The sequence below is a fragment of the Pseudomonas sp. CDFA 610 genome (assembly GCF_021147865.1).
Classification (GTDB): domain Bacteria; phylum Pseudomonadota; class Gammaproteobacteria; order Pseudomonadales; family Pseudomonadaceae; genus Aquipseudomonas; species Aquipseudomonas alliivorans.
In genome coordinates, this window is sequence record NZ_JAGTPM010000005.1 from 418300 (window position 1) to 444927 (window position 26628).

General features: G+C 60.4%; 20 protein-coding genes. 11 read left to right on the top strand and 9 right to left on the bottom strand.

Annotation, left to right across the window (positions count from 1 at the left end; all coding sequences use genetic code 11):
- Nucleotides 1-40 precede the first annotated feature (40 nt).
- Nucleotides 41-1498, top strand: coding sequence for an NAD-dependent succinate-semialdehyde dehydrogenase (locus tag KDX39_RS12000; RefSeq protein ID WP_231660496.1), 1458 nt, complete (start codon nt 41-43; stop codon nt 1496-1498).
- A gap of 83 nt (nt 1499-1581) precedes the next feature.
- Here the strand turns inward: KDX39_RS12000 and KDX39_RS12005 are convergent, their stop codons facing one another.
- Nucleotides 1582-2958: a glutamine synthetase family protein gene (locus KDX39_RS12005; protein ID WP_029243588.1), complete on the bottom strand. Its 1377-nt coding sequence runs from the start codon at nt 2956-2958 to the stop codon at nt 1582-1584.
- A gap of 593 nt (nt 2959-3551) precedes the next feature.
- On the opposite strand from KDX39_RS12005, the gene KDX39_RS12010 reads away from it, so the two are divergent.
- From KDX39_RS12010 to KDX39_RS12040, 7 genes are all read left to right on the top strand, one after another.
- Nucleotides 3552-4910: a glutamine synthetase family protein gene (locus KDX39_RS12010; protein ID WP_184322344.1), complete on the top strand. Its 1359-nt coding sequence runs from the start codon at nt 3552-3554 to the stop codon at nt 4908-4910.
- Nucleotides 4911-4978: 68 nt separating this feature from the next.
- Nucleotides 4979-6346 carry an aspartate aminotransferase family protein gene (locus tag KDX39_RS12015; protein ID WP_231660497.1) on the top strand — a complete coding sequence of 456 codons (1368 nt, stop codon included), beginning with the start codon at nt 4979-4981 and terminating at the stop codon, nt 6344-6346.
- Between the two features lie 157 nt (nt 6347-6503).
- A complete protein-coding gene (locus KDX39_RS12020) occupies nt 6504-7601 on the top strand; it encodes a polyamine ABC transporter substrate-binding protein (RefSeq protein WP_004880509.1) in 1098 nt (365 codons plus the stop codon).
- A 171-nt stretch (nt 7602-7772) separates the two neighbouring features.
- A complete protein-coding gene (locus tag KDX39_RS12025; RefSeq protein ID WP_099228814.1) occupies nt 7773-8867 on the top strand; it encodes a polyamine ABC transporter substrate-binding protein in 1095 nt (364 codons plus the stop codon).
- Nucleotides 8868-8923: 56 nt separating this feature from the next.
- Nucleotides 8924-10066, top strand: coding sequence for a polyamine ABC transporter ATP-binding protein (potA, locus tag KDX39_RS12030; protein ID WP_099228813.1), 1143 nt, complete (start codon nt 8924-8926; stop codon nt 10064-10066).
- Nucleotides 10063-10983 carry an ABC transporter permease subunit gene (locus KDX39_RS12035; RefSeq protein ID WP_099228812.1) on the top strand — a complete coding sequence of 307 codons (921 nt, stop codon included), beginning with the start codon at nt 10063-10065 and terminating at the stop codon, nt 10981-10983. Before potA ends, KDX39_RS12035 begins: the two co-directional genes overlap by 4 nt.
- On the top strand, nt 10980-11861 hold the full coding sequence (locus KDX39_RS12040) for an ABC transporter permease subunit (RefSeq protein WP_231660498.1): 882 nt from the start codon (nt 10980-10982) through the stop codon (nt 11859-11861). The genes KDX39_RS12035 and KDX39_RS12040 overlap by 4 nt, the downstream gene beginning before the upstream one ends.
- Nucleotides 11862-12091: 230 nt before the next feature.
- On the opposite strand, the gene KDX39_RS12045 is transcribed toward KDX39_RS12040, so the two are convergent.
- Nucleotides 12092-14476: a penicillin acylase family protein gene (locus KDX39_RS12045; protein ID WP_231660499.1), complete on the bottom strand. Its 2385-nt coding sequence runs from the start codon at nt 14474-14476 to the stop codon at nt 12092-12094.
- A gap of 207 nt (nt 14477-14683) precedes the next feature.
- Here KDX39_RS12045 and KDX39_RS12050 point away from each other — a divergent pair, with 207 nt between their 5' ends.
- Nucleotides 14684-15625: an alpha/beta hydrolase gene (locus tag KDX39_RS12050; protein WP_231660500.1), complete on the top strand. Its 942-nt coding sequence runs from the start codon at nt 14684-14686 to the stop codon at nt 15623-15625.
- Here KDX39_RS12050 and KDX39_RS12055 read toward each other — a convergent pair.
- Complete coding sequence (locus tag KDX39_RS12055; protein ID WP_184322339.1) at nt 15622-15813, bottom strand: hypothetical protein; 192 nt, start codon at nt 15811-15813, stop codon at nt 15622-15624. The two genes, KDX39_RS12050 and KDX39_RS12055, sit on opposite strands and share 4 nt — an antisense overlap.
- Before the next feature lie 28 nt (nt 15814-15841).
- On the bottom strand, nt 15842-16600 hold the full coding sequence (locus KDX39_RS12060) for a DUF2059 domain-containing protein (protein ID WP_099228807.1): 759 nt from the start codon (nt 16598-16600) through the stop codon (nt 15842-15844).
- Between the two features lie 141 nt (nt 16601-16741).
- On the opposite strand from KDX39_RS12060, the gene KDX39_RS12065 reads away from it, so the two are divergent.
- Together KDX39_RS12065 and KDX39_RS12070 are read left to right on the top strand one after the other, a co-directional pair.
- Nucleotides 16742-17377: a 2OG-Fe(II) oxygenase gene (locus KDX39_RS12065; RefSeq protein WP_231660541.1), complete on the top strand. Its 636-nt coding sequence runs from the start codon at nt 16742-16744 to the stop codon at nt 17375-17377.
- Nucleotides 17378-17503: 126 nt separating this feature from the next.
- Nucleotides 17504-17941, top strand: a complete 438-nt coding sequence (locus KDX39_RS12070; protein ID WP_210041973.1) for a DUF4399 domain-containing protein — start codon at nt 17504-17506, stop codon at nt 17939-17941.
- 110 nt (nt 17942-18051) lie between these two features.
- Here KDX39_RS12070 and KDX39_RS12075 read toward each other — a convergent pair whose 3' ends face one another.
- The 5 genes from KDX39_RS12075 to KDX39_RS12095 form a co-directional block, all read right to left on the bottom strand.
- Nucleotides 18052-19635 (bottom strand): ABC transporter ATP-binding protein, encoded by a 1584-nt coding sequence (locus KDX39_RS12075; RefSeq protein WP_231660501.1) that lies wholly within the window; start codon nt 19633-19635, stop codon nt 18052-18054.
- A gap of 1 nt (nt 19636) precedes the next feature.
- Nucleotides 19637-20659 carry an ABC transporter permease gene (locus KDX39_RS12080; RefSeq protein ID WP_231660502.1) on the bottom strand — a complete coding sequence of 341 codons (1023 nt, stop codon included), beginning with the start codon at nt 20657-20659 and terminating at the stop codon, nt 19637-19639.
- Nucleotides 20659-21726, bottom strand: coding sequence for a microcin C ABC transporter permease YejB (locus KDX39_RS12085; RefSeq protein ID WP_099228802.1), 1068 nt, complete (start codon nt 21724-21726; stop codon nt 20659-20661). Before KDX39_RS12085 ends, KDX39_RS12080 begins: the two co-directional genes overlap by 1 nt.
- 1 nt (nt 21727) lies before the next feature.
- Complete coding sequence (locus KDX39_RS12090; RefSeq protein ID WP_099228801.1) at nt 21728-23614, bottom strand: extracellular solute-binding protein; 1887 nt, start codon at nt 23612-23614, stop codon at nt 21728-21730.
- 146 nt (nt 23615-23760) lie between these two features.
- Nucleotides 23761-26472: a TonB-dependent receptor gene (locus KDX39_RS12095; protein WP_231660503.1), complete on the bottom strand. Its 2712-nt coding sequence runs from the start codon at nt 26470-26472 to the stop codon at nt 23761-23763.
- Between the last annotated feature and the right edge of the window lie 156 nt (nt 26473-26628).

Here is a 26628-nt window from a genome sequence, read left to right on the forward strand (position 1 = left end):
CTTAGACTGGCAGTCATCCCGGAACAGGACTCGACCGACCATGCTCAAGAACCATTTGAAAGACCCCAGCCTGCTGGTAGAACGCGCCTATGTCGATGGGCAGTGGATCGTGGCCGACGATGGCGCGACGCTGGACATTACCGACCCGGCTACCGGCGATGTGATCGCACAGGTCCCGGCGCTGCAAGGCGCTGAAACCCGTCGCGCCATCGAAGCCGCCGAGCGCGCATGGCCGGCCTGGCGAGCCCGCCCGGCCGCCGAGCGTGCAGGTCTGCTGGAGCGCTGGCATCAGGCGATGCTGGAGAACGTCGAAGACCTGGCGCTGATCATGACCCTTGAGCAGGGCAAGCCGCTGAACGAGTCCCGCGGTGAAATCCGCTACGGCGCCAGCTTCGTCAAATGGTTCGCCGAAGAAGCACGCCGCTCTTATGGCGAAACCATTCCCGCGCCGAGCGCGGACCGCCGGTTGATGACGCTCAAACAGCCGGTCGGCGTTTGCGCCGCCATCACGCCTTGGAATTTCCCCAACGCAATGATCACCCGCAAGTGCGCGCCAGCCCTGGCGGCGGGCTGCCCGATCATCGTCAAACCCTCGGACCTCACGCCACTGTCGGCGCTGGCACTGGCGGTGCTGGCCGAGCGCGTGGGCATTCCGGCAGGCGTATTCAACGTCATCACCGGCATGCCAGCCGGCATCGGTGAAGAACTGACCGGCAACCCGGTGGTGCGCAAGATTTCGTTCACCGGCTCGACTGCGGTCGGTCGCCTGTTGATGCGCCAGAGCGCCGAACACATCAAGCGCCTGAGCCTTGAGCTGGGCGGCAATGCCCCGTTCATCGTGTTCGACGACGCCGATCTGGAACAGGCGGTTACCGGCATCATGCTCAGCAAGTTTCGCAACGCCGGACAGACCTGCGTGTGCGCCAACCGCATTCTGGTGCAGGACGGCATCTACGACCGTTTCGCCGCGCGTCTGGTGGAAGAAGTCGCCAGGCTCAAGGTCGGCAACGGTATGGAAGACGGCGTGACCATTGGCCCGCTGATCAACCCGGCGGCCGTCAGCAAAGTGGCCCGCCACATCGACGACGCCCTGAGCCAGGGGGCAACACTGCTGTACGGCGGTATACCGGACGGCGACAGCCAGTTCGTCCAGCCGACCGTGCTGGGCGATACCCACGCAGGCATGCTGCTGGCCAACGAAGAGACCTTCGGCCCGGTCGCACCGCTGATGCGCTTCACCGATGAAGCCGAGGCGCTGGCACTGGCCAACGCCACGCCGTACGGCCTGGGCGCGTACTACTTCACCCAGGACCTGCGTCGTTCATGGCGCTTCGGCGAGGCGCTGGAATTCGGCATGGTCGGCCTCAACACCGGCATCATTTCGATGGAGGTCGCGCCGTTCGGCGGTGTCAAACAGTCGGGTCTGGGCCGTGAAGGTTCCAGTTATGGTCTGGATGAGTACCTGGAAGTGAAGGCGTTTCACGTCGGCGGGCTGTAAGGCGTATCTGAAAAAACTTCAGGCATCATGAAAAACGCCGCAGCGCTCAAAGAGCCTGCGGCGTTTTTATTGCTCAGCCTCAATCAGACTGTATGCAGATACCAGTTGTACTCAAGGTCGGAGATGGAGTGTTCGAACTCCTCCAGCTCGCTCTCTTTACAGGCCACGAAGATGTCGATGTATTTCGGGTCGATGTACTTGGCCATGACGGCGCTGTCGTCCAGCTCACGCAATGCATCGCGCAGGTTGTTCGGCAGGCTTTGCTCATGCTGCTCGTAGGAGTTGCCTTCTACCGGCGCGCCTGGCTCGATCTTGTTGACGAGGCCGTGGTGTACGCCTGCCAGCACGGAAGCCATGAGCAGATACGGGTTGGCATCGGCACCGGCCACGCGGTGTTCGATACGCACGGCATCGGCTGTGCCCGTGGGAACCCGGATGGCAACGGTACGGTTGTCCAGGCCCCAGGTTGGCGAGTTGGGCACGTAGAACTGGGCACCGAACCGGCGATACGAGTTGACGTTCGGGCACAGGAACGCCATCTGCGCCGGCAGGGTCTCGAGCACACCGCCGATCGCATGACGTAATGCGGCGTTCTGCTCGGGATCCTCGCTGGTGAAGATATTCTTGCCATCGCGATCCAGGATCGAGATGTGGACGTGCAGACCATTACCCGCCTGACCCGGATAGGGCTTGGCCATGAAGGTCGTGTCCATTTCGTGGTCGTAGGCGATGTTCTTGATCAGACGCTTGAGCAGTACGGCGTAGTCGCACGCCTTGATGGCGTCGGCCACGTGGTGCAGGTTCACTTCGAACTGGGCCGGGGCGCTTTCCTTGACGATGGCGTCAGCCGGAATGCCCTGCTCTTTCGCACCTTCCAGAATGTCCTGAAGGCAATCGACGTATTCGTCGAGGTCGTCGATCAGGTAAACCTGTGTCGAATGCGGGCGTTTGCCGGAGATCGGCGAGCGCGGAGGCTGTGGACGGCCGTTCACGTTCTCCTGATCGATCAGGTAGAACTCCAGCTCGAATGCGGCGCAGATGGTCAGGCCCATTTCGTCGAACTTGGCGACGACCTGGCGCAGCACCTCACGCGGGTCGGCGAAGAACGGGTCGCCTTCGAGTTCGTGCATGGTCATCAGCAGTTGCGCGGTAGGGCGCTTTTGCCACGGCTCGTTGCACAGGGTGTCGGGGATTGGATAGCAGATTCGGTCAGCATCACCGATGTCCAGGCCCAGGCCGGTGCTTTCCACCGTGGAGCCATTGATATCCAGAGCAAATAAAGAGGCTGGCAGGTTGATGCCTTTCTCGTAAACCTTATGGAGGCTGGTGCGTTCGATGCGTTTGCCACGCACCACACCATTCATATCTGCAATAAGAAGGTCAACGTACAGAACCTCAGGATGTTCCTTAAGGAACGCGTTCGCTTCATTAAGCTGAACGGCACGCGGGGGTACCGACATGATGCAACACCTTTGTTGTTAAAAATATCAATCATCAATGATTACGGGTCTCAGTCAATCCGAAAGCCATGATGAAGTCAATAGAGCCTTTATGTGCCCTAAAAATGCTCCAAAAAGCCATTTTTGCTGCTATTTGGGGCATTTTTTCGGGCCTTCGGCTGCCTTGGAATATGCGCCAGGACTGCCTGTCTTCTATTTTTAACGGATTGTTGTATAAAAAAATGAACAAGGCTAAGCTCGATCGCAACCCATAAAGCAATAATACCGGGGGTTCAATGCTGCGCCTTCCCTTGACCGGCATGACTAGGTCCAATCCGCAGAACGGTCATCATGCCGGTGATATCAGTGCTCATGGTGCGCCATCGCTGATGATGAGGGCACCCGGACTGCCATTGCGCGTTACCCGTTTCATTCTCAATACTGGACACTACCACTATAGCGGCCTCGTCAGTGTGACGGCGGCTGTGTGGAATTGTGCCCGTGCAGGTGTCACCTTACGCCTTCTTGGCTCCTTAAACGAGTTGTACACCATGACGCCGATGCGTCGAAAAAACGCCTGATCGCGATCAGGACACCAAAACCCTGAGGTATTTATGAGTACCAACCTCGACCAGCTCACCGATTGGTTGAAAGAACACAAGATCACCGAAGTCGAATGCATGATGTCCGACCTCACCGGGATCACCCGCGGCAAGATCTCTCCGACCAACAAATTCATCGCTGAAAAAGGCATGCGCCTGCCTGAAAGCGTGTTGTTGCAGACGGTCACCGGCGACTACGTAGAAGACGATATCTACTACGAGCTGCTGGACCCGGCCGACATCGACATGATCTGCCGCCCCGACCAGAACGCGGTGTATCTGGTGCCTTGGGCCATCGAGCCCACTGCGCAGGTGATTCACGATACCTACGACAAGCAGGGCAACCCCATCGAGCTGTCGCCGCGCAACGTCCTCAAGAAAGTCCTCAAACTCTATGCCGACCAAGGCTGGCAGCCTATCGTGGCGCCGGAGATGGAGTTCTACCTGACCAAGCGTAGCGACGACCCGGACTATCCGCTGCAGCCTCCGGTCGGCCGCTCGGGGCGTCCTGAAACCGGCCGCCAGTCATTCTCCATCGAAGCGGCCAACGAGTTCGATCCGCTGTTCGAGGACGTCTACGACTGGTGCGAGCTGCAGAACCTGGACCTGGACACGCTGATCCACGAAGACGGCACTGCGCAGATGGAGATCAACTTCCGTCATGGCGATGCACTGTCGCTGGCCGACCAGATTCTGGTGTTCAAGCGCACCATGCGCGAAGCGGCGCTCAAGCATGACGTTGCAGCAACGTTCATGGCCAAGCCCATGACCGGCGAGCCCGGCAGCGCCATGCACCTGCACCAGAGCATCATCGATATCGAGACCGGCCAGAACATCTTCTCCAACGAAGACGGGACGATGAGCGAGCTGTTCCTCAACCATGTCGGCGGCCTGCAGAAATTCATTCCTGAACTGCTGCCCCTGTTCGCACCCAACGTTAACTCGTTCCGACGCTTTCTGCCGGACACCTCCGCGCCCGTGAACGTGGAATGGGGTGAAGAGAACCGCACTGTCGGCCTGCGTGTGCCGGATGCCGGGCCGCAGAATCGCCGGGTGGAAAACCGCCTGCCGGGCGCTGACGCCAATCCGTACCTGGCCATTGCCGCCAGCCTGCTGTGCGGTTTCATCGGCATGGTCGAAGGCATCAACCCGAGCGCGCCGGTGGTCGGTCGCGGTTACGAGCGCCGCAACCTGCGCCTGCCGCTGACCATCGAGGATGCGCTGGAGCGGATGGAAAACAGCAAGACCATCGAAAAGTACCTGGGCAAGAAATTCATCATTGGCTACGTCGCGGTCAAGCGTGCCGAGCATGAGAATTTCAAACGCGTGATCAGCTCCTGGGAGCGTGAGTTCCTGCTGTTCGCCGTCTGACCCGGCAGGGCGTCGCCGCATGAGACGGCGATGTCCCGCTTACTGACCTGATTAAAAGGAAGTGCTGCATGAGTGCCAACCACAACCCGCAAACCCTCGAATGGCAAGCCTTGAGCAGCGAGCATCACCTGGCACCGTTCAGCGACTACAAACAACTGAAAGAGAAAGGCCCGCGCATCATTACCCGCGCTGACGGCGTTTATCTGTGGGACAGCGAAGGCAATCGCATTCTGGACGGCATGTCCGGCCTGTGGTGCGTGGCTATCGGCTATGGCCGCGAAGAACTGGCCGATGCTGCCAGTAAACAGATGCGCGAGCTGCCTTACTACAATCTGTTTTTCCAGACCGCCCACCCGCCGGTGCTGGAACTGGCCAAAGTGATTTCCGACATTGCGCCTGAAGGCATGAACCATGTGTTCTTCACCGGCTCCGGTTCCGAAGGCAACGACACCATGCTGCGCATGGTTCGTCATTACTGGGCGCTCAAGGGCCAGCCGAACAAGAAGACCATTATCAGCCGCATCAACGGCTATCACGGCTCCACCGTCGCGGGCGCGAGCCTGGGCGGCATGACCTACATGCACGAGCAGGGCGATCTGCCGATTCCCGGCATCGCCCATATCCCGCAGCCGTACTGGTTTGGCGAGGGTGGCGACATGACGCCGGACGAGTTCGGCGTATGGGCAGCCGAACAGCTGGAAAAGAAGATTCTGGAGCTGGGTGTCGATAATGTCGGTGCGTTCATTGCCGAGCCGATTCAGGGCGCGGGTGGCGTGATCGTGCCACCTGACACTTACTGGCCGAAGATCAAGGAGATCCTGTCGCGCTACGACATCCTGTTTGTCGCCGACGAAGTGATCTGTGGTTTCGGGCGCACCAGTGAGTGGTTCGGTAGCGATTTCTACGGCCTCAAGCCGGACATGATGACCATTGCCAAGGGGCTGACCTCAGGATACGTGCCCATGGGCGGTCTGGTGGTGCGCAACGAAATCGTGGCAATACTCAATGAGGGCGGCGATTTCAACCACGGTTTCACCTATTCGGGTCACCCCGTGGCCGCTGCCGTGGCGCTGGAGAACATTCGCATTTTGCGCGAAGAAAAGATCGTCGAACGGGTCAAGTCTGAAACGGCACCATACTTGCAAAAGCGTCTGCGTGAGTTGAGTGATCATCCGTTGGTAGGAGAAGTGCGCGGCGTCGGCCTGCTGGGCGCTATCGAGCTGGTGAAGAACAAGGCGAAGCGCGAGCGATACACGGACAAGGGCGCAGGCATGATCTGTCGAACCTTCTGCTTCGACAATGGCCTGATCATGCGGGCCGTGGGCGACACCATGATCATCGCGCCACCGCTGGTGATCACGTTCGAGCAGATTGATGAGCTGGTAGAGAAGGCTCGCAAATGCCTGGACCTGACCCTGGCGGCGCTGGAAGGCTGAACCGTGGCGGCGGACGGTCCACGCCATGGGCGTTTGTTGAGTGGAATAAGGGTGTTCGACAGGTGTCGGCTTGAAAGCCTGCCCATGAACTTGCCAGACTAATGGCTACAAGCCGCTAATCTAATCGGTCAGTGATAAAAAAACATTGGAGCTACGCATGAAAAAATTTGGCAAGACCCTTCTCGCCCTGTCCATGATGGGCGTTGTGGCCACCGCTGCGCAGGCCGATGACAAAGTGCTGCACGTCTATAACTGGTCCGATTACATCGCGCCGGACACCGTTGCCAAGTTCGAGAAGGAATCGGGCATCAAGGTGGTCTATGACGTTTTCGACAGCAACGAGACGCTCGAAGCCAAATTGCTGGCCGGCAAGTCCGGTTACGACATCGTTGTCCCGTCCAACAACTTCCTCGCCAAGCAGATCAAGGCTGGCGTTTATCAGGAGCTGGACAAGTCCAAGCTGCCTGACTGGAAGAACCTGAACGAATCGCTGCTCAAGGCAGTGTCGGTCAGCGACCCGGGCAACAAGCACGCCTTCCCGTACATGTGGGGCTCGATCGGCATCGGTATCAACCCGGAAAAGGTCAAGGCTGCGCTGGGTGCCGATGCACCGGTAAATTCCTGGGACCTGCTGTTCAAGCCCGAGAACGCGGCAAAGCTGAAATCGTGCGGCATCAGCTTCCTCGATTCGCCAACCGAAATGCTGCCGATTGCCCTGCATTACCTGGGTTACCCGACCGACTCGCAGGACAAGAAGCAATTGGCTGAAGCCGAAGCGCTGTTCATGAAGATCCGTCCATCGATCGGCTACTTCCACTCGTCCAAGTACATCTCGGACCTGGCCAACGGCAACATCTGCGTCGCAGTGGGCTATTCGGGTGATATCTACCAGGCCAAATCCCGTGCTGAAGAAGCGGGCGGCAAGGTCAAGGTTGCCTACAACATTCCGAAGGAAGGTGCTGGCAGCTTCTACGACATGGTCGCCATTCCCAAGGATGCCGAAAACGTCGAAGGCGCCTACAAGTTCATGACCTTCCTGATGAAGCCGGAAATCATGGCCGAGATCACCAACGCGGTGCGCTTCCCGAACGGCAACGCAGCGGCCACGCCTCTGGTCGACAAGGCGATCACCAGCGATCCGGGCGTTTACCCGCCTGCTGACGTACAGGCCAAACTGTATGCCATCGCAGATCTGCCTGCCGCGACTCAGCGGATCATGACCCGCAGCTGGACCAAGATCAAATCAGGTAAATAAGCCTGTCATGAAACCTGTGGAAGCTGCGTAGCCCTCGGTGCGCAGCTTCCAACAGACAGGAAAATTGCCGAAAACTTTGCTGGTTGGACTCATAGACGGTAAGTTGCGCGCCGGTTTTGTCGTCCGGATGCCATCCGGCTTTCAGGCCTCTCTGTTAAAAGGATTCATGTTGTGTCTATTTCTAATCTTTCCAAAGCCTTGCTGGTGACTGCCGGGCTGACACTGGCAGCCAGTGCTCAGGCCGAATCCACCGTGCATATTTATAACTGGTCCGATTACATCGGCAAGACCACGCTGGCGGACTTCGAAGCGGCGACCGGCATCAAGCCGATGTACGACGTGTTCGACTCCAACGAAACCCTGGAAGCCAAGCTGCTGGCCGGTCGCACCGGCTATGACGTGGTGGTGCCGTCCAATCATTTTCTCGGCAAGCAGATCAAGGCGGGCGCGTTCCAGAAACTCGACAAGTCGCTGCTGCCCAACTACAAGAACCTCGACCCGGCGCTGCTCAAGCGTCTGGAGAAGAACGATCCCGGCAATCAGTACGCCGTGCCTTACCTGTGGGGCACCAACGGCATCGGTTACAACGTCGAGAAGGTCAAAGCGGCGCTGGGCGTCGACAAGATCGATTCCTGGTCGGTGCTGTTCGAGCCTGAAAACATCAAAAAGCTGTCCAGCTGTGGCGTAGCGTTCCTCGACTCTGCGGACGAAATGCTGCCAGCCATGCTCAACTACCTCGGGCTTGATCCCAACAGCACCAAGGAAGCCGACTACAAGAAGGCCGAAGCCAAACTCATGGCGATTCGTCCTTACGTGACTTACTTCCATTCCTCCAAATACATCACGGACCTGGCCAACGGCGACATCTGTGTTGCGGCCGGTTTCTCGGGCGATGTGTTCCAGGCCAAGGCCCGCGCCGAAGAAGCAGGCAAAGGCGTGAAGCTTGCGTACAGCATCCCGAAAGAGGGCGGCAACCTGTGGTTCGACATGCTGGCGATTCCGGCTGACTCGAAAAACGTCAAGGCCGCCAGCGCCTTCATCAACTACCTGCTCGACCCCAAGGTGATCGCTCAGGTCAGCGATGAAGTCGGCTACGCCAATCCCACCCCGGCCTCGGGTGAGTTCATGGATCAGGCGATCCGCACCGACGAAGCGGTCTACCCGCCTCAGGAAGTGCTGGACCGGTTGTTCGTGAACAGCGAGTTGCCACCCAAGGTGCAACGTCTGATGACCCGCAGCTGGACCAAGGTCAAGTCGGGCAAATAACAATCCAGCGCCCGGCCGTTTTGGCCGGGCTGCCTATCATGTTGGGAGTTTCACCCATGGCAGTTGCCTCCGGCGCCTACAAGAAAGCCCTCGAAGGCGGTCAGCAACCCAAACAGGTGCTGGTCAAGATCGATCGCGTCACGAAAAAATTCGACGAGACGATTGCTGTGGACGACGTGTCCCTGCAAATCAACAAGGGTGAGATCTTCGCTCTGCTCGGCGGATCGGGCTCCGGCAAGTCCACACTGCTGCGCATGCTGGCAGGCTTCGAACGTCCGACCGAGGGTCGTATCTACCTCGACGGCGTCGACATCACCGACATGCCGCCGTACGAACGTCCGATCAACATGATGTTCCAGTCCTACGCGCTGTTTCCGCACATGACCGTGGCCGACAACATCGCCTTCGGCCTCAAGCAGGACAAACTGGCCAAGTCGGAGATCGACGCCCGCGTAGCCGAAATGCTCAAGCTGGTGCAGATGACCCAGTACGCCAAGCGCAAGCCGCATCAGCTTTCCGGTGGTCAGCGTCAGCGTGTGGCCCTGGCCCGCTCGCTGGCCAAGAAGCCCAAACTGCTGCTGCTCGACGAGCCCATGGGCGCGCTGGACAAGAAACTGCGTTCGCAGATGCAACTGGAGCTGGTGGAAATCATCGAGCGCGTGGGGGTGACCTGCGTGATGGTGACCCACGATCAGGAAGAGGCCATGACCATGGCCGAGCGTATCGCGATCATGCACCTGGGCTGGATCGCCCAGATCGGCAGCCCGATCGACATCTACGAGACCCCGACCAGCCGTCTGGTGTGTGAATTCATCGGCAGCGTCAACCTGTTCGAAGGCGAAGTGATCGAGGACATGGAAGGCCACGCGCTGATTCGCAGCCCGGAGCTGGAGCGCAATATCTACGTTGGCCACGGCGTGAGTACGTCCGTGGAAGACAAGAGCATCACCTACGCACTGCGCCCGGAAAAACTGCTGGTCACCACCGAGCAGCCGGGCTTCGAGTACAACTGGTCGCGCGGCAAGGTCCACGACATCGCTTACCTGGGCGGTCATTCGGTGTTCTACGTTGAATTGCCCGGCGGCAAGCTGGTGCAGTCCTTTGTGGCCAACGCCGAGCGTCAGGGCGCGCGTCCGACCTGGGGCGACGAAGTCTACGTGTGGTGGGAAGACGACAGCGGCGTGGTACTGCGCTCATGAAAATCCGCAAGATCAAGCGCGCCTTCGAGCGCATCAAGCCCAACGGCCGACAGATCGTTATCGGTGTGCCGTTCCTCTGGCTGTTTCTGTTCTTTGCGCTGCCGTTTCTGATTGTCATCAAGATCAGCTTCGCCGAAGCCGACGTCGCGATCCCGCCGTATACCGAGATATTCAGCTACGCCGAAGAGAAGTTGCAGTTGGTGCTCAACCTCGCCAATTACACTTTGTTGACCGGCGATGACCTGTACGTTTCGGCCTACCTGGGTTCGCTGAAAATGGCGTTCATCAGCACGCTGCTGTGCCTGCTGATCGGCTACCCGATGGCCTACGCCATCGCCAATGCGCGCAAGGACATCCAGACCGTTCTGTTACTGCTGATCATGATGCCGACCTGGACCGCGATCCTGATCCGCGTCTATGCCTGGATGGGCATTCTCAGCAACAACGGCCTGCTCAATGCATTCCTGATGTGGCTGGGCCTGATCGACCAGCCGTTGCAGATACTCAACACCAATCTGGCGGTGTACATCGGCGTGGTGTATTCCTATCTGCCGTTCATGATCCTGCCGCTGTACGCCAACCTCGTGAAGCACGACACCAGCCTGCTGGAAGCCGCGTCCGACCTGGGGTCGAGCACCTTCAACAGTTTCTGGAAAATCACCGTGCCGCTGTCCAAGAACGGCGTGATCGCCGGCTGCATGCTGGTCTTCATCCCGGTAGTCGGCGAGTTCGTAATCCCCGAACTGCTGGGCGGGCCGGAAACCCTGATGATCGGCCGTGTGCTGTGGCAGGAATTCTTCAACAACCGTGACTGGCCCGTGGCTTCGGCGCTGGCGGTCATCATGCTGCTGGTGCTCATTGTGCCGATCATCCTGTTCAACCGCAGTCAGGCCAAAGAACTGGAGGGCAAGGCATGAAGACCTTTCGATTCTCGAACCTGGTGCTGATACTCGGCCTGCTGTTCATCTACGCGCCGATGGTCATTCTGGTCATCTACTCGTTCAACGCTTCGCAACTGGTGACCGTCTGGGGCGGCTGGTCGGTGAAGTGGTACGTGGGCCTGCTGGACAACTCGCAGCTGATGGGCTCGGTGATGCGCTCGCTGGAAATCGCCTGCTACACCGCCATCGCGGCGGTGGCGCTGGGCACGATGGCAGCGTTCGTGCTGACCCGCATTACACGTTTCAAGGGCCGGACCTTCTTCGGCGGGCTGGTCACGGCGCCGCTGGTGATGCCGGAAGTGATCACCGGTCTGTCGTTGTTGCTGCTGTTCGTGGCGATGGCGCAGTTGATCGGCTGGCCACAGGAACGCGGCATCGTGACTATCTGGATCGCCCACACCACGTTCTGTGCCGCCTACGTGGCGGTGGTGGTGTCGGCGCGCCTGCGCGAGCTGGACCTGTCGATCGAAGAAGCGGCGATGGATCTGGGTGCGCGTCCCTGGAAAGTATTCTTCCTGATCACCATCCCGATGATCGCGCCATCGCTGGCGGCGGGCGGCATGATGTCGTTTGCGCTGTCGCTGGACGACCTGGTCCTGGCCAGCTTCGTCTCCGGGCCTGGCTCGACGACCCTGCCGATGGAAGTGTTCTCGGCCGTGCGACTGGGCGTCAAGCCCGAGATCAATGCGGTGGCGAGCCTGATTCTGCTGGCCGTGTCGCTGGCGACCTTCCTGGTCTGGTTCTTCACGCGCCGTGCGGAAAACAACCGCAAGCGCGCGATCCAGCAAGCCATCGAGGAAAGTGCTGCCGACGCCTGGAAACAACCCGACCCACGCCGCGCTCCGGCGGTGTGATGGGCAAGGCTGCTGTCTGCCCTGTCTCGCGGCAATAAGGGACTCATGGAAGGCGGCTTGCCGGCGATGGGGTCAGTTCAGTCACAGGTCAGTGCCTGGGAAACCGAATCGCCGGCAAGCCGCCTCCTACAAACTGGCGTCGAGTCAGTCAGTCCAGGTTGTTGGCCATGCTTTAGCGTGAAAACGCCTCTGAAGACGCTCGGCGTCATGTACGCGGTCAGGGTCTCCTGTCACCGCTCCGGCACAAGCCTTAACACCCCTTCGGTATGCTCGGCCACGTCCTGTTCGCTGAAGTATTGCTTCATGTATTCGCCGTTGATGTAGGCCTTGGCCTGATCCGAGTAGTGCTTGTCGAACGGCACGCCGCTCTGACCCACGGGGTTGATGCCCAGGCTGTTGGCGGGGGCGGCGAAGTCGATCAGGCGCCGCGTCGAGGGGCCGTAGTTCACGGGCCAGGGCGCAGGACGAATGCTGGATGACAGGTTGTTCGGCACCTCATGCGTACCCGGCGCGGGATAAGGGCCGACGTTCAGGACTTTATCCAGTGGCTTCTGCGAGCCCAGTGGATGGCCTTGGGTCAGGGTATGCGCTCTGCCCCAGACCCATTCGTCCGGGTTGTTGCCGTACAGGGATTTGAGGTGCGAAACGCTGGCGCGCCAGGCCACCTTGACGGTATTGGCGCGGCTTTCCTCGTGAGGTGAGTTGCGGTTGTTCCACCAGGGCGAATCGGCATCGGCGGCCAGGCGTGGCAGGGCCATGTCCAGCGACCGTGTTGTCAACAGCGTCTGGAACAGGTCATCGCCCAGTTCGTCGTGGAAGGTTTCTTCGGTGATGTCGAACAGGAACTGGTTGAACAGCGTTGCACCGACCGAATCCAGCGAATATTCACCGTTCCAGCTGGCCATCCGTTCCACCAGTGCCCGTTCTTCGGGGTCGCTGACCACGCTGCGCAGCACCGGAATCAACGGCCGGAGAATGCTCGGCGCGTAGTCGGTCCGTGTGCCCAGTTGCAGCTTCTTGCTGGCCTCCAGGTCCCACTTGACCGAAGCGTCGCTCAACTGACGGTCAAGCTGCTGGCCGCGCTCCGGAGGGTTGTAGTAACCCGGAATCTGCATACCGGTAGGCGAGAGCGGCTGGAAGTTGGCAGACACGATGTAGCCACGTGCCGGATTTTCCTCCTGCGGGTTGGCGCTGAAGGGATAGAAACCCGGCTTGTCGGCCTGCGCCGTGCTGCCATCAAGGATATAGGTCGGGTTGACGCCTTCCGGGCGGATCGGCAATTGCGCCGTTGCCCACCAGCCGATGTCACCCTTGGCGTTGGCCCAGACGATGTTCAGGCCGGGCGCCTGGATCTTTGCGGCCGCATTGCGCATCTTTTCGCGTGTATCGGCGCGGTTGGCCTCGTAGAAACCATCCAGCACCGGGTTTTCCGACACCAGGAACGACCACCACATGGCGATGGGCACTTTTCCTGCATTTTTGCCCATGGCGTCGTTGACGATAGGCCCATGGGGCGATTCCAGAAGGCTCAGCGTGACAGGCGCTTGGCCCTTGACCGCAATCTGCTGCTCGGTGCGGGTCATCTCGACCCACTGACCGTGATACCAGACCTGATTGGGGTTTTCGGGATTGGTCTTTTCGGCAATCAAGTCCATGTCGTCGTTCTGGAACATGGTCAGGCTCCAGCCGAAGTCCATGTTGTGGCCCAGAAACGCGAACGGGTTCAGCGGCTGAAAATGCCCGTACAGTTCAAAACCCGGGGCCGACAGCTGCGCTTCGTACCAGGCCGCAGGCACCGAGAAGCGAATGTGCGGGTCGCCCGCCAGAATGGGTTTACCGCTTTGCGTGCGGCTGCCGGAAATCGCCCAGGCATTGCTGCCTTCGAACTGCGGCAGACTGGCCTGTTCGAACGCTTCGTTGCTCAGCTTCGCCAGCGCGCCCAGGCCTTTCCAGTCCGCACCGGTCAGCGCGGGTTTCTGGTCCAGTACGCCGTCCGGGTGCCAGTCCAGATCGAACACCTTCAGGTATTGCGGCCCCAACTGGTCGCGCACATAGGTCATCAAAGGCTCGGTGCGCAGTGCCGAGGCAAAACTGTAGGCCAGATAGCCGCCGATACTGAGGGTGTCTTCCGCGCTGAAAGGCCGCTTGGGGATGCCCAGTGCGTCGGACTCCATCGGTCTTGCGTGGGTGTCCTGGTACTGGTTAATGCCGTCGATATAGGCTTCCAGGGCCTTCCACATCGGCGTGTTCCTGTCCTGACGCGCTACATAGGCTGCTGCGTGCTCACGGATGCGCAGGCTGCGGAACAGTTTGTCGGTCTCGATCAGATTCGGCCCCAGGATTTCGGCCAGCTCGCCACGTGCCAGACGCCTTATCATTTCCATCTGAAACAGCCGGTCCTGAGCCTGTACATACCCCAGAGTCCGGTAAAGGTCCGCTTCGTTTTCGGCACGTATATGGGGCACACCGCGCTCGTCGTAGCGCACGCTGACCGGCGCCTGCAGATGGCTCAGGGCAATTTCGCCATCACGCACCGGCTGCTTGCTGTGGATATACCAGCCTGCGCCACTGGCAACGACGGCGACGATGGCAAGAACGATCAGGCTGCGTTTCATCCGGGTCCTCAATGGTTGGCGTATTGCGGGGATGAAGGCTACCGTTTTGACTCAGGGCTGGGTAGTGAAGATACCAGGCAGATACAATGCATGAATTTTGTGAAAGACAGTTGACTGTGTCAGCCGATCAGGCTTGCCAGGCCCGGGCAGACAGAAGACTATCCCTGCATCATCTGCTCGCGGCGCTCGCCCGAAACTGGAAAGCCCATGTCCGTTACGTTCGACCCCGATAATCTGCGCGCCAGCCTGTTGCCACTGGGCGTCATCGATCCGCTTTCGCCGGACGGACAGGCGTACCAGCGCTTTTATGGACTTGGCAGTCTGGGTGGGGAGAATGTCATTCGTAGCTGGCTGGGTCGGCTGGATGTCGCGGGATACGAGATCGTCGGGCAGGTGTGGATGCCTGAAAACGCTGTCGCGACGCTGTTTCTGTTCCACGGTTTCTATGACCATATGGGTCTGTACCGGCACGTGATCGAGTGGGCACTGGGGCAGGGTTTTGCGGTGATCTCCTGCGACCTGCCGGGGCACGGACTTTCCAGCGGCAGCCGTGCGAGCATCAACGATTTCGCGGAATATCAGGCCGTGCTTCAGCAACTGTTGCTGGAGGCGCAGGCACTCAGACTGCCGAAACCCTGGCACCTGTGTGGCCAGAGCACCGGCGGTGCCATCGTAATCGATCATCTGCTCAATCAGGGCACTGACAGCCCCGCGCAAGGGCAGGTCATTCTCCTGTCGCCACTGGTGCGGCCGCGTGCCTGGGGCTGGTCACGGCTCAGTTACCACCTGCTCAAGCCCTTCGTGACCGGCATCGCCCGGCGCTTTACCGAAAACTCCAACGCACCGGCCTTCCTACCGTTCCTGTTGGCCGACCCGTTGCAGCCCACCCGGCTGCCGACCGCCTGGGTCGGTGCGCTGGCGAAATGGATCGTGCGTATCGAAAGCGCGCCACGCAGCAAGCGCAGCCCGTTGATCATTCAGGGGGAGGCAGACATGACGGTGGACTGGCTGCACAACCTGAACGTTCTGAAGGACAAATTCAGCGAACCGCAGATCCTGATGCTTGGCCCCGCCCGCCATCATCTGGCCAACGAACTGCCGGAGCTGCGTGCGCGGTACTTCGATTTTCTGGCGGCGCGACTGCGTTAAGGCTTGCGGAGAGTAGGGGCCGAAAACGCTTTGACCTGACGGCGCAGACGGAAGTTGTCGACGGCCAGCGTCACAGTCGTGATCAGGCCAAGCACAGCAAATGCGTCCTGCCCCAGTTCGTTCCAGAACAGCGAGGCCAGAAGCGCCATGGCGATTGCGGTGGCGAGCAATGCGATCGAGTCTTTCATAACGTCCTTTTTGATAACGACCGCAGGCTTACTGCGCGGGATTCAAACTTGATGTGCTTTGTCCGACCGCAAGCCCTGCGCGGATCGCGGCGAGTGCCGCCTGATAATACGCCTGACCTTCCGGCGATTCGGCGAAGGTCGAAAACTCTTCCAGCTCCGGGTCGGACAACTCGCGATAGACGTACAGCAACGTGTTGTTCAGGTCGGCACTGATCTGCGCCATCAGGCGCTCGCGCTGGCCTTCGAGCATGCCTTGCGCCTGACCGCCGCCCAACAGGCCAGGAATCATCTGGCTCAGGCTGTCGGCGGCCACTCCGGCGATGGCGAGGCTGACTTCGGCACCGGCCTGCTTGGCGGGCAGCGCTTGCGCCAGATGGCCGATCAACAGTTGGCGAGTGGCGTCGGCTTCGATGTGTGGCAGCCCTTCGGCGTGCTTGGCCAGTTGATCGGCGCGGGTCGCGGTCAGTTCGGCATTGACGATCTTGCGACCCAGAGGCGACTGGAAGAATTGCAGCGAGGGATTGGGGTCCTTCAGGCTTTCACGCAGGCGACGTGCGGCACGCTGATCCATGGCCTGCGGCGCAAAACGTTGATTGCTGTTATTGACCAGCGCCTGAAAAACCGCAGGTGGCAGGTTGTCCCGGTAGCGCTGCTGCGCAGCTTTCAAGGCATCGTTGAAGTGCGCACGCTGGTCCGGCCAGCCTGCAGCCTTGTACAACTGGTCATAGCTGTCCGCCCAGGCAGGCGCAGTGCACAACATCAACAACAAAACAAACAAACGGCGCATTAGGGACTCCTGTCGGCAGGTCGCTATTCTCCGGGTGTTACCGGGGACTTGTCGAGTTATCACTGCCCTTGCGCAGCGAAATCTACCGCATATGACGCGCCACATACGCGCCTCTGTCGGATTTCAGGGCTTATGGATATGATGCGCCGCATGCGCATACCCTCCGATCACCCGCTGCTGCTACGAATCGTCGACGACCTGGCCGCAAACGGCTGGTCGCAGCAGAATATTTTCCTGCCCGCCAGTCTGACCCTCGAACTCGAACAAGAGTGCCGCAAGCGTGCTGCCGAAGGTGAGCTGGAGCCTGCCGGTATAGGCCGGGGGCTTGCGCATGAGGTGCGCGAGGGGATTCGCGGCGACCGCATCCAGTGGCTGGAGGCCGGTCAGGCAGACTGCTGCGACAGCTATCTGGAACTGATGGACAGCCTGCGTCTTGCACTCAACCGCGGTCTGTTTCTGGGGCTTGAGGATTACGAAAGCCATTTCGCCCAGTATCCGCCCGGCGCTTTCTATCTGCGCCATGTGGACCGTTTCCGCGATGACGACAAACGGATGGTGTCGGCGGTGCTGTACCTCAACAACGCCTGGCTGCCTGAACATGGCGGCCAGCTGCGCATGTACCTGAAGGGAGAGGTCGCGTATGACGTGCAGCCTGCGGGCGGTTGTCTGGTCGTGTTTCTTTCCGGCGAAATCCCCCATGAAGTGCTGCCCGCAACCCGGGACAGGCTGTCACTGACCGGCTGGTTCAGGCGTCGTGGCGACGAGGTTTTCCCGTAGTCGCGTCCCGAATGCAGCCGCGCTCGGATTCATGAAAACTGTTTCATCAAGTCGTTCAGCTGTTTTCACGTGGCTCGGGCTATCGTTGCACAGCCCGACATCACGTCGATCACGTCTGGAGAAATCATGAAGTCGCTATTTTCTGGGGCTGTCGTTGCGAGCGTTCTGCTGGGCGCTTCGATGCTGGTCAGCGCTGCCGACATCCCGCGCACTGCATCGGCGGCGGGAGCCGAGGTCTACATCATCTCGCCGAAGGATGGTGAGACCGTCACCTCGCCCTTCAAAGTGCAGTTCGGCCTCAAAGGCATGGGCGTCGCGCCTGCCGGTGTGGATGTTCCAGAAACCGGGCACCATCACCTGCTGATTGACGTGAAGGACCAGCCCGCGATGGATGCGCCGTTGCCGATGACTGACAACATCCGTCATTTCGGCAAGGGCCAGACCGAAACCGAAGTGAACCTGCCGCCCGGCCAGCACACCCTGCAACTGCTGGTCGGCGACAAGAGCCACATCCCGCTGAACCCGAGCGTCGAGTCGAAGAAGATCACCATCAATGTGAAGTGACGCGCAGTTCACCGGATTGTGGGAGGCGGCCCATTGCTGCCGTCGTCACCTGCAAGAACTCCCGCGCCCTGCGGGCACAAGCGGGTTTCAGCCGCCTGAAGGTCTGGCGTTCAGCCGAACACCAGCCCCGACGAGCGCAGCAGCTCCTGTGTGTAGGGCTGCTGCGGGGCGGCAAAAATCTCCCGCGACGGGCCTTGTTCGACCACCTTGCCGTCCTTGATCACGATCAGGTCATGCGCCAGGGCGTGTACCACCGCCAGGTCGTGGCTGATAAAGAGATAGGTCAGGCCGTGACGAATCTGCAGATCACGCAGCAGCGCGACGATCTGTTTCTGCACGGTACGGTCCAGCGCCGAGGTCGGCTCGTCCAGCAGGATCAGGTCCGGTTCCAGCACCAGCGCGCGTGCAATGGAAATGCGCTGGCGCTGGCCGCCGGAAAACTCATGCGGGTAACGATGCCGACTGGCCGGGTCCAGCCCGACTTCGCCCAGCACCCTGATCACCGTTTCCTCCCGTTCCCTGGGCGTGCCGATGTTGTGAGTGACCAATCCCTCGGCGATGATCTGCGCCACCGTCATGCGCGGACTCAGGCTGCCGAACGGGTCCTGAAACACCACCTGCAACTGGCGACGCAACGGACGCATCAGGTGCTGGCTGTGCAGACTCAGTTCCTTGGTGCCGAAACGGATACTGCCTTCGGAGTCGACCAGCCTCAGGATGGCCTGGCCCAGCGTGGACTTCCCCGATCCCGATTCACCGACGATACCCAGCGTCTTGCCTTTGAGCAGTTCGAAACTCACGCCATCCACAGCCTTCACATACTGCTGCTCGCGGTTGAACCAGGACTTCGTCAATGGAAACCAGACTTTAAGGTCCAGCACCGACAGCAACGTGTTGCTGTGCGTTGAAGGCACCGGCTCGCCGTCGGGCTCGGCGTTGATCAGCAATTGGCTGTAAGGGTGCTGCGGGCTATTGAACAGTGTTTCGCAGTCGGCCTGTTCGACGATTTCGCCTTCGCGCATCACGCAGACCCGCTGCGCAATGCGTCGCACCAGATTAAGGTCATGGCTGATCAGCAACAGCGACATGTTCAGCCGCTGTTGCAGGGACTTGAGCAGTTCGAGGATCTTCACCTGCACCGTCACGTCCAGCGCCGTGGTCGGTTCGTCGGCGATCAACAGGTCAGGCTCGTTTGCCAGCGCCATGGCGATCATGATGCGCTGGCGTTGCCCACCAGACAGCTGATGCGGATACGCATTGAGGCGCGACAGCGGATCCCGGATGCCCACCAGTTCCAGCAGCTCAAGGGTGCGATTGCGGGCCGCCTTGCCTTTCAGGCCCTTGTGGGTGACGAGGATTTCACCGATCTGTTTCTCGACCGTGTGCAGCGGGTTCAGCGAGCTCATCGGCTCCTGAAAGATCATCGCCACCCGGTTGCCGCGCAGGCTGCGCAGTTGTTTGTCGCTCGCGCTGACCAGATCCAGTCCGTCATAGCGAATCGAGCCCTGGGTGCTGACCGTTTTGCCCGGCAACAGGCGCAGGATCGAATGCGCGGTCACCGACTTGCCAGAGCCGGACTCGCCCACCAGCGCCAGGCACTCGCCGCGCCGGATGTCGAGGCTGACGCCATGCACCACTTCATGGCCGTTGAAGGCAACGCGCAGGTCGCGTATTTCAATCAGGTTATCGTGCATGTCAGCTCCGGGGATCGAACGCGTCACGGCAGGCTTCGCCGATGAACACCAACAGGGACAGAATCAGCGCCAGTGCGACGAAGGCCGTCAGGCCCAGCCACGGCGCCTGCAGATTGCGCTTGGCTTCGCCGATCAGTTCACCCAGCGAGGCGCTGCCCGCAGGCATGCCGAAACCGAGAAAATCCAGCGCGGTGAGGGTGGCGATGGAGCCTGTCACGATGAACGGAAGGTAAGTCAGTGTGCTGGTCATGGCGTTGGGCAGAATGTGTCGCCACATCAGCGCGGCATCGGTCAGACCCAGTGCGCGGGCGGCTTTGACGTATTCCAGATTGCGGCCACGCAAAAACTCGGCGCGCACTACGTCCACCAGCGACAGCCATGAGAACAGCGCCATGATCCCCAGCAGCCACCAGAAATTCGGCGACACGAAGCCCGACAGAATGATCAGCAAGTACAGCACCGGCAGGCCCGACCAGATTTCCTGAATGCGCTGGCCGATCAGGTCGGTCATGCCGCCGTAATACCCCTGAATCGCTCCGGCACAGACTCCGATCACCGTGCTGATCGCGGTCAGCAGCAACGCGAACAGAATCGAAATCCGCGCCCCGAACAGCACCCGCGCCAGCACATCCCGCGCCTGCTCGTCGGTGCCCAGCCAGTTATGGCTGTCAGGCGGGCTGGGCGAGGGCGCGTCCAGGTCGTAGTTGATGGTGTCGTAACTGAACGGGATCGGTGCGAACATCATCCAGCCGTTCTTCGCCGCGATCAGCTGGCGCACATAGTCGCTGGAATAATCGGGCTCGAAGGGAAGCTCGCCGCCGAAATCCGTTTCCATGTAGGTGTGAAACGCCGGGTAATACAGCGTGTTGTCGTAACTGAGCAGCAGCGGCTTGTCGTTGGCGATCAGCTCGCCGCACAGGCATACCAGCATCAGTCCGACGAAGATCCACAACGACCACCAGCCGCGCCGGTTGGCCTTGAACAGCGCCATGCGTCGCTGGCTCTGGGGAGAGAACTCGAACATCAGGCGCTCCTCGCGGAAAAATCGATGCGCGGATCGACCAGCATGTAGCACAGGTCGCCCACCAGTTTGATCAGCAGGCCGAACAGGGTGAATAGAAACAACGTGCCGAACACCACGGGATAGTCCCGCGACACCGCCGCCTCGTAGCTCATGCGCCCCAGCCCGTCGAGGCCGAAAATGGTTTCGATCAGCAGCGAACCGGCGAAGAACACCTCGATCAGCGCCTGCGGAATACCGGCGATCACCAGCAGCATGGCGTTGCGGAAGACATGGCCGTACAGCACGCGGTGTTCCGTCAGGCCCTTGGCCCGCGCCGTGACCACGTACTGGCGGCTGATCTCGTTGAGAAAGCTGTTCTTGGTCAGGATGGTCAGTGTCGCGAAGCCGCCGATCACCAGCGACGTGACTGGCAGTACCAGGTGCCACAGATAGTCCTTCACCTTGCCCCAGGTACCGAGGCTGTCGAAGTTTTCCGAGAACAGGCCCTGCGCCGGAAACCAGCTCAGATAGCTGCCGCCGGCAAATACCACGATCAGCAGAATCGCGAACAGAAACGCAGGTGTGGCGTAGCCGACGATCACCAGCGTGCTGCTCCACACATCGAACGCGCTGCCGTGCCTTACTGCCTTGCGAATACCCAGCGGAATGGAGATCAGGTAGGTGATCAAGGTGGCCCACAGCCCGAGTGACAGCGACACAGGCAGTTTCTGCGCGATCAACTCGGTCACCGGCGCGCCACGAAAGAAGCTGTTGCCGAAGTCCAGTTGCGCGTAGTTCTTGAGCATCAACCACAGGCGTTCGTGCATCGGCTTATCGAAACCGTAATGCTCCTTGATCGACTCGATCAGTGCCGGGTCCAGCCCGCGCGTGCTGCGGCTGGCGGTGCCGCTGGAAGCCACTTCGCCACCGCCGCCGCCCACGCCATTGGGGCTGAAACCCTGGATGCGTGCGATGGCCTGTTCCACCGGCCCGCCGGGGGCGGCCTGCACGATCAGAAAATTCACAATCAGAATGGCCAGCAGCGTAGGAATGATCAGCAGCAGGCGTCGGATTACGTAAGCCAGCATCTCAATGCTCCTTTGCAGCGGTGGTCTTGCTGCCGAGCGCAGCGGCCTGGGCGTTGGTCAGCGCGGTCGGGCTGATCTGCCACCAGGTTTCCAGGCCAACGTCATAGACGGGCGCGGTGTCGGGCCTGCCGAATCGGTTGGCGTAGACCAGCGGCGTGCCCTTGGAGAAGTAGTTGGGGATCATGTAGTAACCCCACTGCAGCACGCGATCCAGCGCTCGGGCGTAATGCACCATGTCGTTGCGGCTGTTGGCCGCTACCAGCCCGTCGATCAGCGTGTCCACGGCCGGGTTGCGCAACACCATGGCGTTGGAACTGCCAACTTCCGTGGCGCTTTGCGAGCCGTACAGGTTGTACAGGTCTCGACCCGGCGAGATCAGCGGATTGCCGCTTTTGGGAAAGGTGACCACGATCATGTCGTAGTCCCTTGCGTTGAGCCGATTGATGTACTGCGCCGAGTCGATGCGCAGGAAATCCAGTGTGATCCCGATCTGTGCCAGCGTGCGTTTGAACGGCAGGATCAGGCGATCAAAACCGCCTTGGCCGTCGAGAAAACTGAACACCATCGGCTCGCCTGCGGCGTTGACCAGTTTGTTGTTCTTCGGGTGCCATCCGGCTTCGGCCAGCAGCTTGAGCGCCTGCACCTGCTTGTCGCGGATGTAGCCGCTGCCATCGGTCTTGGGCGGCTGGTAGACCTGAGTGAACACCTCGTCCGGCACCTGGCCACGCAACGGTTCAAGAATCTTCAGCTCGGCTTCGTCCGGCAACTGGGTGGCGGCCATTTCGCTTTTTGGAAAGTAGCTCTGTTGGCGCAGGTAGAAATTGCGCATCACCCGGCGATTGATCCAGTCGAAGTCCCACAGCATCGACAGCGCCTGCCGCACGCGGCGGTCCTTGAAGATCGGGTTGTCCAGGTTGAACACAAAACCCTGCGCGGCCACGGGGCGCTGGGTGGCCAGGATGTTCTTCTGCAACCGCCCGTCGTCGATGGCCGGGCCGCTGTAGCCCACGGTAAAACCCGCCGAAGAAAACTCCCGGTTATAGTCGAACGCGCCGGCCTGCAGCAGTTGCCGGGCGATTTCCGTGTCGCCGTAGAAATTCACGGTCAGGGTGTCGAAGTTGTACAGGCCACGGCTGACCGGCAGGTCCTTGCCCCACCAGTCCTTGACCCGTTCGAAGACCACGCTGCGTCCGGCGTCGACCTTGGCGACCCGGTACGGCCCGTTGCCCAGCGGCGGCTCGAAACCGCCGCCGTTGGCGAAGTCCCGGCTCTTCCACCAGTGCTTCGGCAAAATGTGCAGGCTGGCGATGTCGAGGGCCAACATGCGGTTGAGGTTGTTCTTGAAGTCGAAACGAATCTGCAGCGGCCCTTCGAGGGTCACGTCCTTCACGTCGGCGAACATCGGGCGATAGCTGAAGCTGGCCTTGGTGGTCATCAACTCGTAGGTGTAGCGCACGTCTTCGGCTGTGACCGGCTGGCCGTCGTCGAAGCGCGCCTTGGGGTTGAGGTAAAACCGGACCCACAGACCGTCCGGGTCCACTTCCATTTTTTCAGCGATCAGCCCGTAGACGGTGTAAGGCTCGTCGAGCGAGCGATAGGCCAGTGGCGAGTAGACCCAAGTGTCGACCTGGACGACCCCGATGCCTTGATCGACATAGGGATTGAGGTAGTTGAACTGACCGATTTCTTCGGCTGACCGGGTCAGCGATCCGCCCTTGGGGGCGTCCGGATTGACGTAATCGAAGTGCTTGAAGCCGGCCGGGTATTTCGGTGCCTCGCCATAAACAGTCAAGGCATGCGTCGGTGTGGCCAGCGCAACCTGCCAGCAGGTGCACAACACCGCAACACCCAGCAGCAGGCGTCGCAGAGAACGGATTTGACGCGACATGATGGGGCTATCCTCGTACGCACGAATGACGCCATGCGGCGAAAAAGGCCTCCGGCCGGGGAAGGTGGATGAAACCTGTGGCCGGAGGGGGCGAGCTCGCAAACAGGACGCGACCCACGGAGCGTGTATGGGTCGCGCCTTCACCCTTAGAAGTGATACGTCATGCGTGCGAACAGCGTGCGTCCCAGCGGATCGGCATAACGCGGGTCATAGCCGGACTGGAAGTTGTAGGCCTGGTTGGAGAACGGCGGGTTGCGGTCAAACATGTTGCGCAGGCCCGCATCGACGTCCAGCACCTTGTCGAAGGTATGGCCGACCGACAGGTCCCACAGCGCATACGAGGCGACCCGCGCATTGGTGGTGCGGTCGTAATCGTTGTAGCCAGTGGTGAAACGGTTGGTGATGGATGCGCGGGTGTTGCCCAGCGACCAGGAGCCCACCAGCACGTGTTTCCAGCGCGCAATCACGCCATCGCCCTGGAAGTCGCCGACCTTGTCGGTGTAGGGACCGTCGATGATGTTCTGGTAGTCGTAGCGGTTGACGTAGGTGCCGGTCATGCCCAGGCCGAACTGACCATACGGCGTGTTCGGGAAGCGATAGTCGAGGGTCACGTCCACACCGCTGGTCTTAACGATGCCCAGGTTGGCGTTGCCGGTCACAATGTTGGCGATCGAGCCGTCTGCGGCACGAATATAGCGGTCGGCGTATGTGTTGGGGTCATCGAAAACAGTCGATTCAGGGAACGACTGAATCTGGTTGGAAATGTGAATCCACCAGAAATCCAGCCCCATCGACAGGCTGCTGACCGGCTGATAAACGAAGCCCAGCGTCACGTTACGGGCCTTTTCCGGCGCCAGCTCGGTATTACCGCCGCTGTTGTTGAGGAACTGCTGCGCACAGTCACGACCGGCATTGCCACCGGGCTGCACGGTGCCGCCCGCACACAGTATCGGGTCGTTGTAGTAGCCCTGAGTGAAGGTAGTGCTGCGCGGCGAGTACAGCTCATAAAGCGACGGCGCGCGGAAACCTTCGCTGTAGGCACCACGGACCACCAGTTGCTTGACCGGCTGATAGCGGAACGAGTACTTGGGGTTGGTGGTGCTGCCGAAGTCGCTGTACTTGTCGTGGCGAACGGCTGCGCTCAGTTCGAGGCTGTCCAGTACCGGCACGCTCAACTCGGCGTATTCGGCTTTTACGCTGCGCTCACCCTCTGCGCTGCCTGCGGCATCCGCACCCAGGCTACTGATGTCGTTGACGAAGGCTTCGTACTGCTGATGCATCTTTTCTTTGCGGTACTCGCCGCCCAGTGCCAGCCCGGCCGGGCCTGCGCCGAACCAGTCACCGATTTCCCGGCTGATGCGCCCGTCAATACCGGCCACGCGGCCCACGGCACTGGAATATTGGCCATGGTATTCGCTGGCATCGATCAGCGCCTGACCAGCCGCCGTCTGTGGCCCGAACGGATTGATCACGCCATTGGCCAGTCCGTTGATCATCGCTGCATCGCTGACATAGCCGTTGGTGACGTTGGAAAGCACCTTGTTCTGGTTGTACGAAGCGCCGACGTTGTAGTCCCAGCCGCCCACCAGACCGTCGAAATTCAGCAGAAAGCGCTGGCTGGTGTTCTGGTCACTCTGCGCCCGTGGACCGGCAGCCGTTTCGCGCCAGGCGGTGTCGACCGGTTGGGTCGGATCGATGGTGAAGTTGGTCGGTGCCGGGGTGATGCCGTTGCCGGGGTAGAACGGTGAGGATGAGTCCAGTGACAGGCCGGTGAGCGGTGCCGGGCCGATGCCCACCTGGTTGTTGTTTCGCGCCCAGAAGTATTCCAGGCTGACATTGTGGTCTTCAGCCAGCTTGCCGGTGGCCTTGCCGAAAAACGAGGTTTTCTCAGTCTGCGGGATCAGATCAATGTATTCGCGGGTGCTGAACCGGCAGATGCCGTTGCGGGCGATCAGGCTAGGCCCGGAGCAGTTGGCGCCCAGCGGGTTGGAAGAGTTGTCGCCCTGGAAATAGTTGCCGGGGTACGCCGTGCCGGAAGTCTGGTTGAGGCCGCGGCCCGGTACATAGTCTTGTGCGAACGAGCGATCATTGGCGTCCAGGTTCTGCTGCTTGTTGTAGTTGAAGACGCCCATCACGTTGAAGCGGTCTTCTTCCAGATCACCGAAGCCCCAACTGGCGCTCATGTCCTTGGTGGCACCGCCGCCGCTGTTGGTCGGGGTTTCGCCGCCCAGGCTCAGGGTGCCGTCAGTGAGTGTTTTCTTGGTGATGAAGTTGATCACCCCGCCAATGGCGTCGGTGCCGTACAGCGCCGATGCGCCGTCACGCAGCACTTCGACGCGGTCGATGGCGGCAAACGGGATCATGTTCAGATCGACTGCGCTGCCGCTGGGCACACCTGACAAAGCGTTGTTTGCCAGGCGACGGCCATTGAGCAGGACCAGTGTCTTGTTCGCGCCGATGCCGCGCATGTCGGCGAAGGACGCACCACCGGTGCCTGCGCCGACCGAGCCTGCGCTGTTGTTGATCGACTGGCTGCCGGTGATGCGCTGAACCAGGTCCTGAGTGGTGGTCACACCCTGTTTCTTCAGGTCATCGGCGCGCAGGATGGTAATCGGAACGGCGGTTTCGGCATCGACCCGGCGAATCGCCGAGCCAGTCACTTCGACGCGTTGCAACTGGGTCGTGGCTGGCACGACGGCGGCGGCGGAGACGGACTCACTGGCGGTGTCCGCCTCGACAGCGTCTGCCGCCTGGGCACCGCTCGTGCCCATTGCCAGGGCGCACAACAGCACGCGAGGATGACGGCGGACCGCGAGGGCCAGTGGCTTGAGGGTGTATCCGGGAAGATTCATCAGCATGGTTATTTCCGACCTGGTCCAGACATTATTGAAATGGCCTTGTGAGCCCTCTATTCCCTTCCCGGTTATGCCGGGTGGGCATTCCACTGCTTTGGTTTTCCAGCAAGCCGCTCCCCTCCAGGGGCCTTTCGGCCCACGGACGATCCTGTACACGGG

Bases quoted from the DNA above. Each gene is read 5' to 3' on its own strand.
- KDX39_RS12020 (WP_004880509.1), top strand. From the start codon at position 6,504: ATGAAAAAATTTGGCAAGACCCTTCTCGCCCTGTCCATGATGGGCGTT.
- KDX39_RS12055 (WP_184322339.1), bottom strand. From the start codon at position 15,813: ATGAAAGACTCGATCGCATTGCTCGCCACCGCAATCGCCATGGCGCTT.
- KDX39_RS12085 (WP_099228802.1), bottom strand. From the start codon at position 21,726: ATGCTGGCTTACGTAATCCGACGCCTGCTGCTGATCATTCCTACGCTG.
- KDX39_RS12050 (WP_231660500.1), top strand. From the start codon at position 14,684: ATGTCCGTTACGTTCGACCCCGATAATCTGCGCGCCAGCCTGTTGCCA.
- KDX39_RS12010 (WP_184322344.1), top strand. From the start codon at position 3,552: ATGAGTACCAACCTCGACCAGCTCACCGATTGGTTGAAAGAACACAAG.
- potA (WP_099228813.1), top strand. From the start codon at position 8,924: ATGGCAGTTGCCTCCGGCGCCTACAAGAAAGCCCTCGAAGGCGGTCAG.
- KDX39_RS12040 (WP_231660498.1), top strand. From the start codon at position 10,980: ATGAAGACCTTTCGATTCTCGAACCTGGTGCTGATACTCGGCCTGCTG.
- KDX39_RS12070 (WP_210041973.1), top strand. From the start codon at position 17,504: ATGAAGTCGCTATTTTCTGGGGCTGTCGTTGCGAGCGTTCTGCTGGGC.
- KDX39_RS12075 (WP_231660501.1), bottom strand. From the start codon at position 19,635: ATGCACGATAACCTGATTGAAATACGCGACCTGCGCGTTGCCTTCAAC.
- KDX39_RS12065 (WP_231660541.1), top strand. From the start codon at position 16,742: ATGCGCCGCATGCGCATACCCTCCGATCACCCGCTGCTGCTACGAATC.
- KDX39_RS12000 (WP_231660496.1), top strand. From the start codon at position 41: ATGCTCAAGAACCATTTGAAAGACCCCAGCCTGCTGGTAGAACGCGCC.
- KDX39_RS12090 (WP_099228801.1), bottom strand. From the start codon at position 23,614: ATGTCGCGTCAAATCCGTTCTCTGCGACGCCTGCTGCTGGGTGTTGCG.
- KDX39_RS12045 (WP_231660499.1), bottom strand. From the start codon at position 14,476: ATGAAACGCAGCCTGATCGTTCTTGCCATCGTCGCCGTCGTTGCCAGT.
- KDX39_RS12095 (WP_231660503.1), bottom strand. From the start codon at position 26,472: ATGCTGATGAATCTTCCCGGATACACCCTCAAGCCACTGGCCCTCGCG.
- KDX39_RS12035 (WP_099228812.1), top strand. From the start codon at position 10,063: ATGAAAATCCGCAAGATCAAGCGCGCCTTCGAGCGCATCAAGCCCAAC.
- KDX39_RS12015 (WP_231660497.1), top strand. From the start codon at position 4,979: ATGAGTGCCAACCACAACCCGCAAACCCTCGAATGGCAAGCCTTGAGC.
- KDX39_RS12080 (WP_231660502.1), bottom strand. From the start codon at position 20,659: ATGTTCGAGTTCTCTCCCCAGAGCCAGCGACGCATGGCGCTGTTCAAG.
- KDX39_RS12060 (WP_099228807.1), bottom strand. From the start codon at position 16,600: ATGCGCCGTTTGTTTGTTTTGTTGTTGATGTTGTGCACTGCGCCTGCC.
- KDX39_RS12005 (WP_029243588.1), bottom strand. From the start codon at position 2,958: ATGTCGGTACCCCCGCGTGCCGTTCAGCTTAATGAAGCGAACGCGTTC.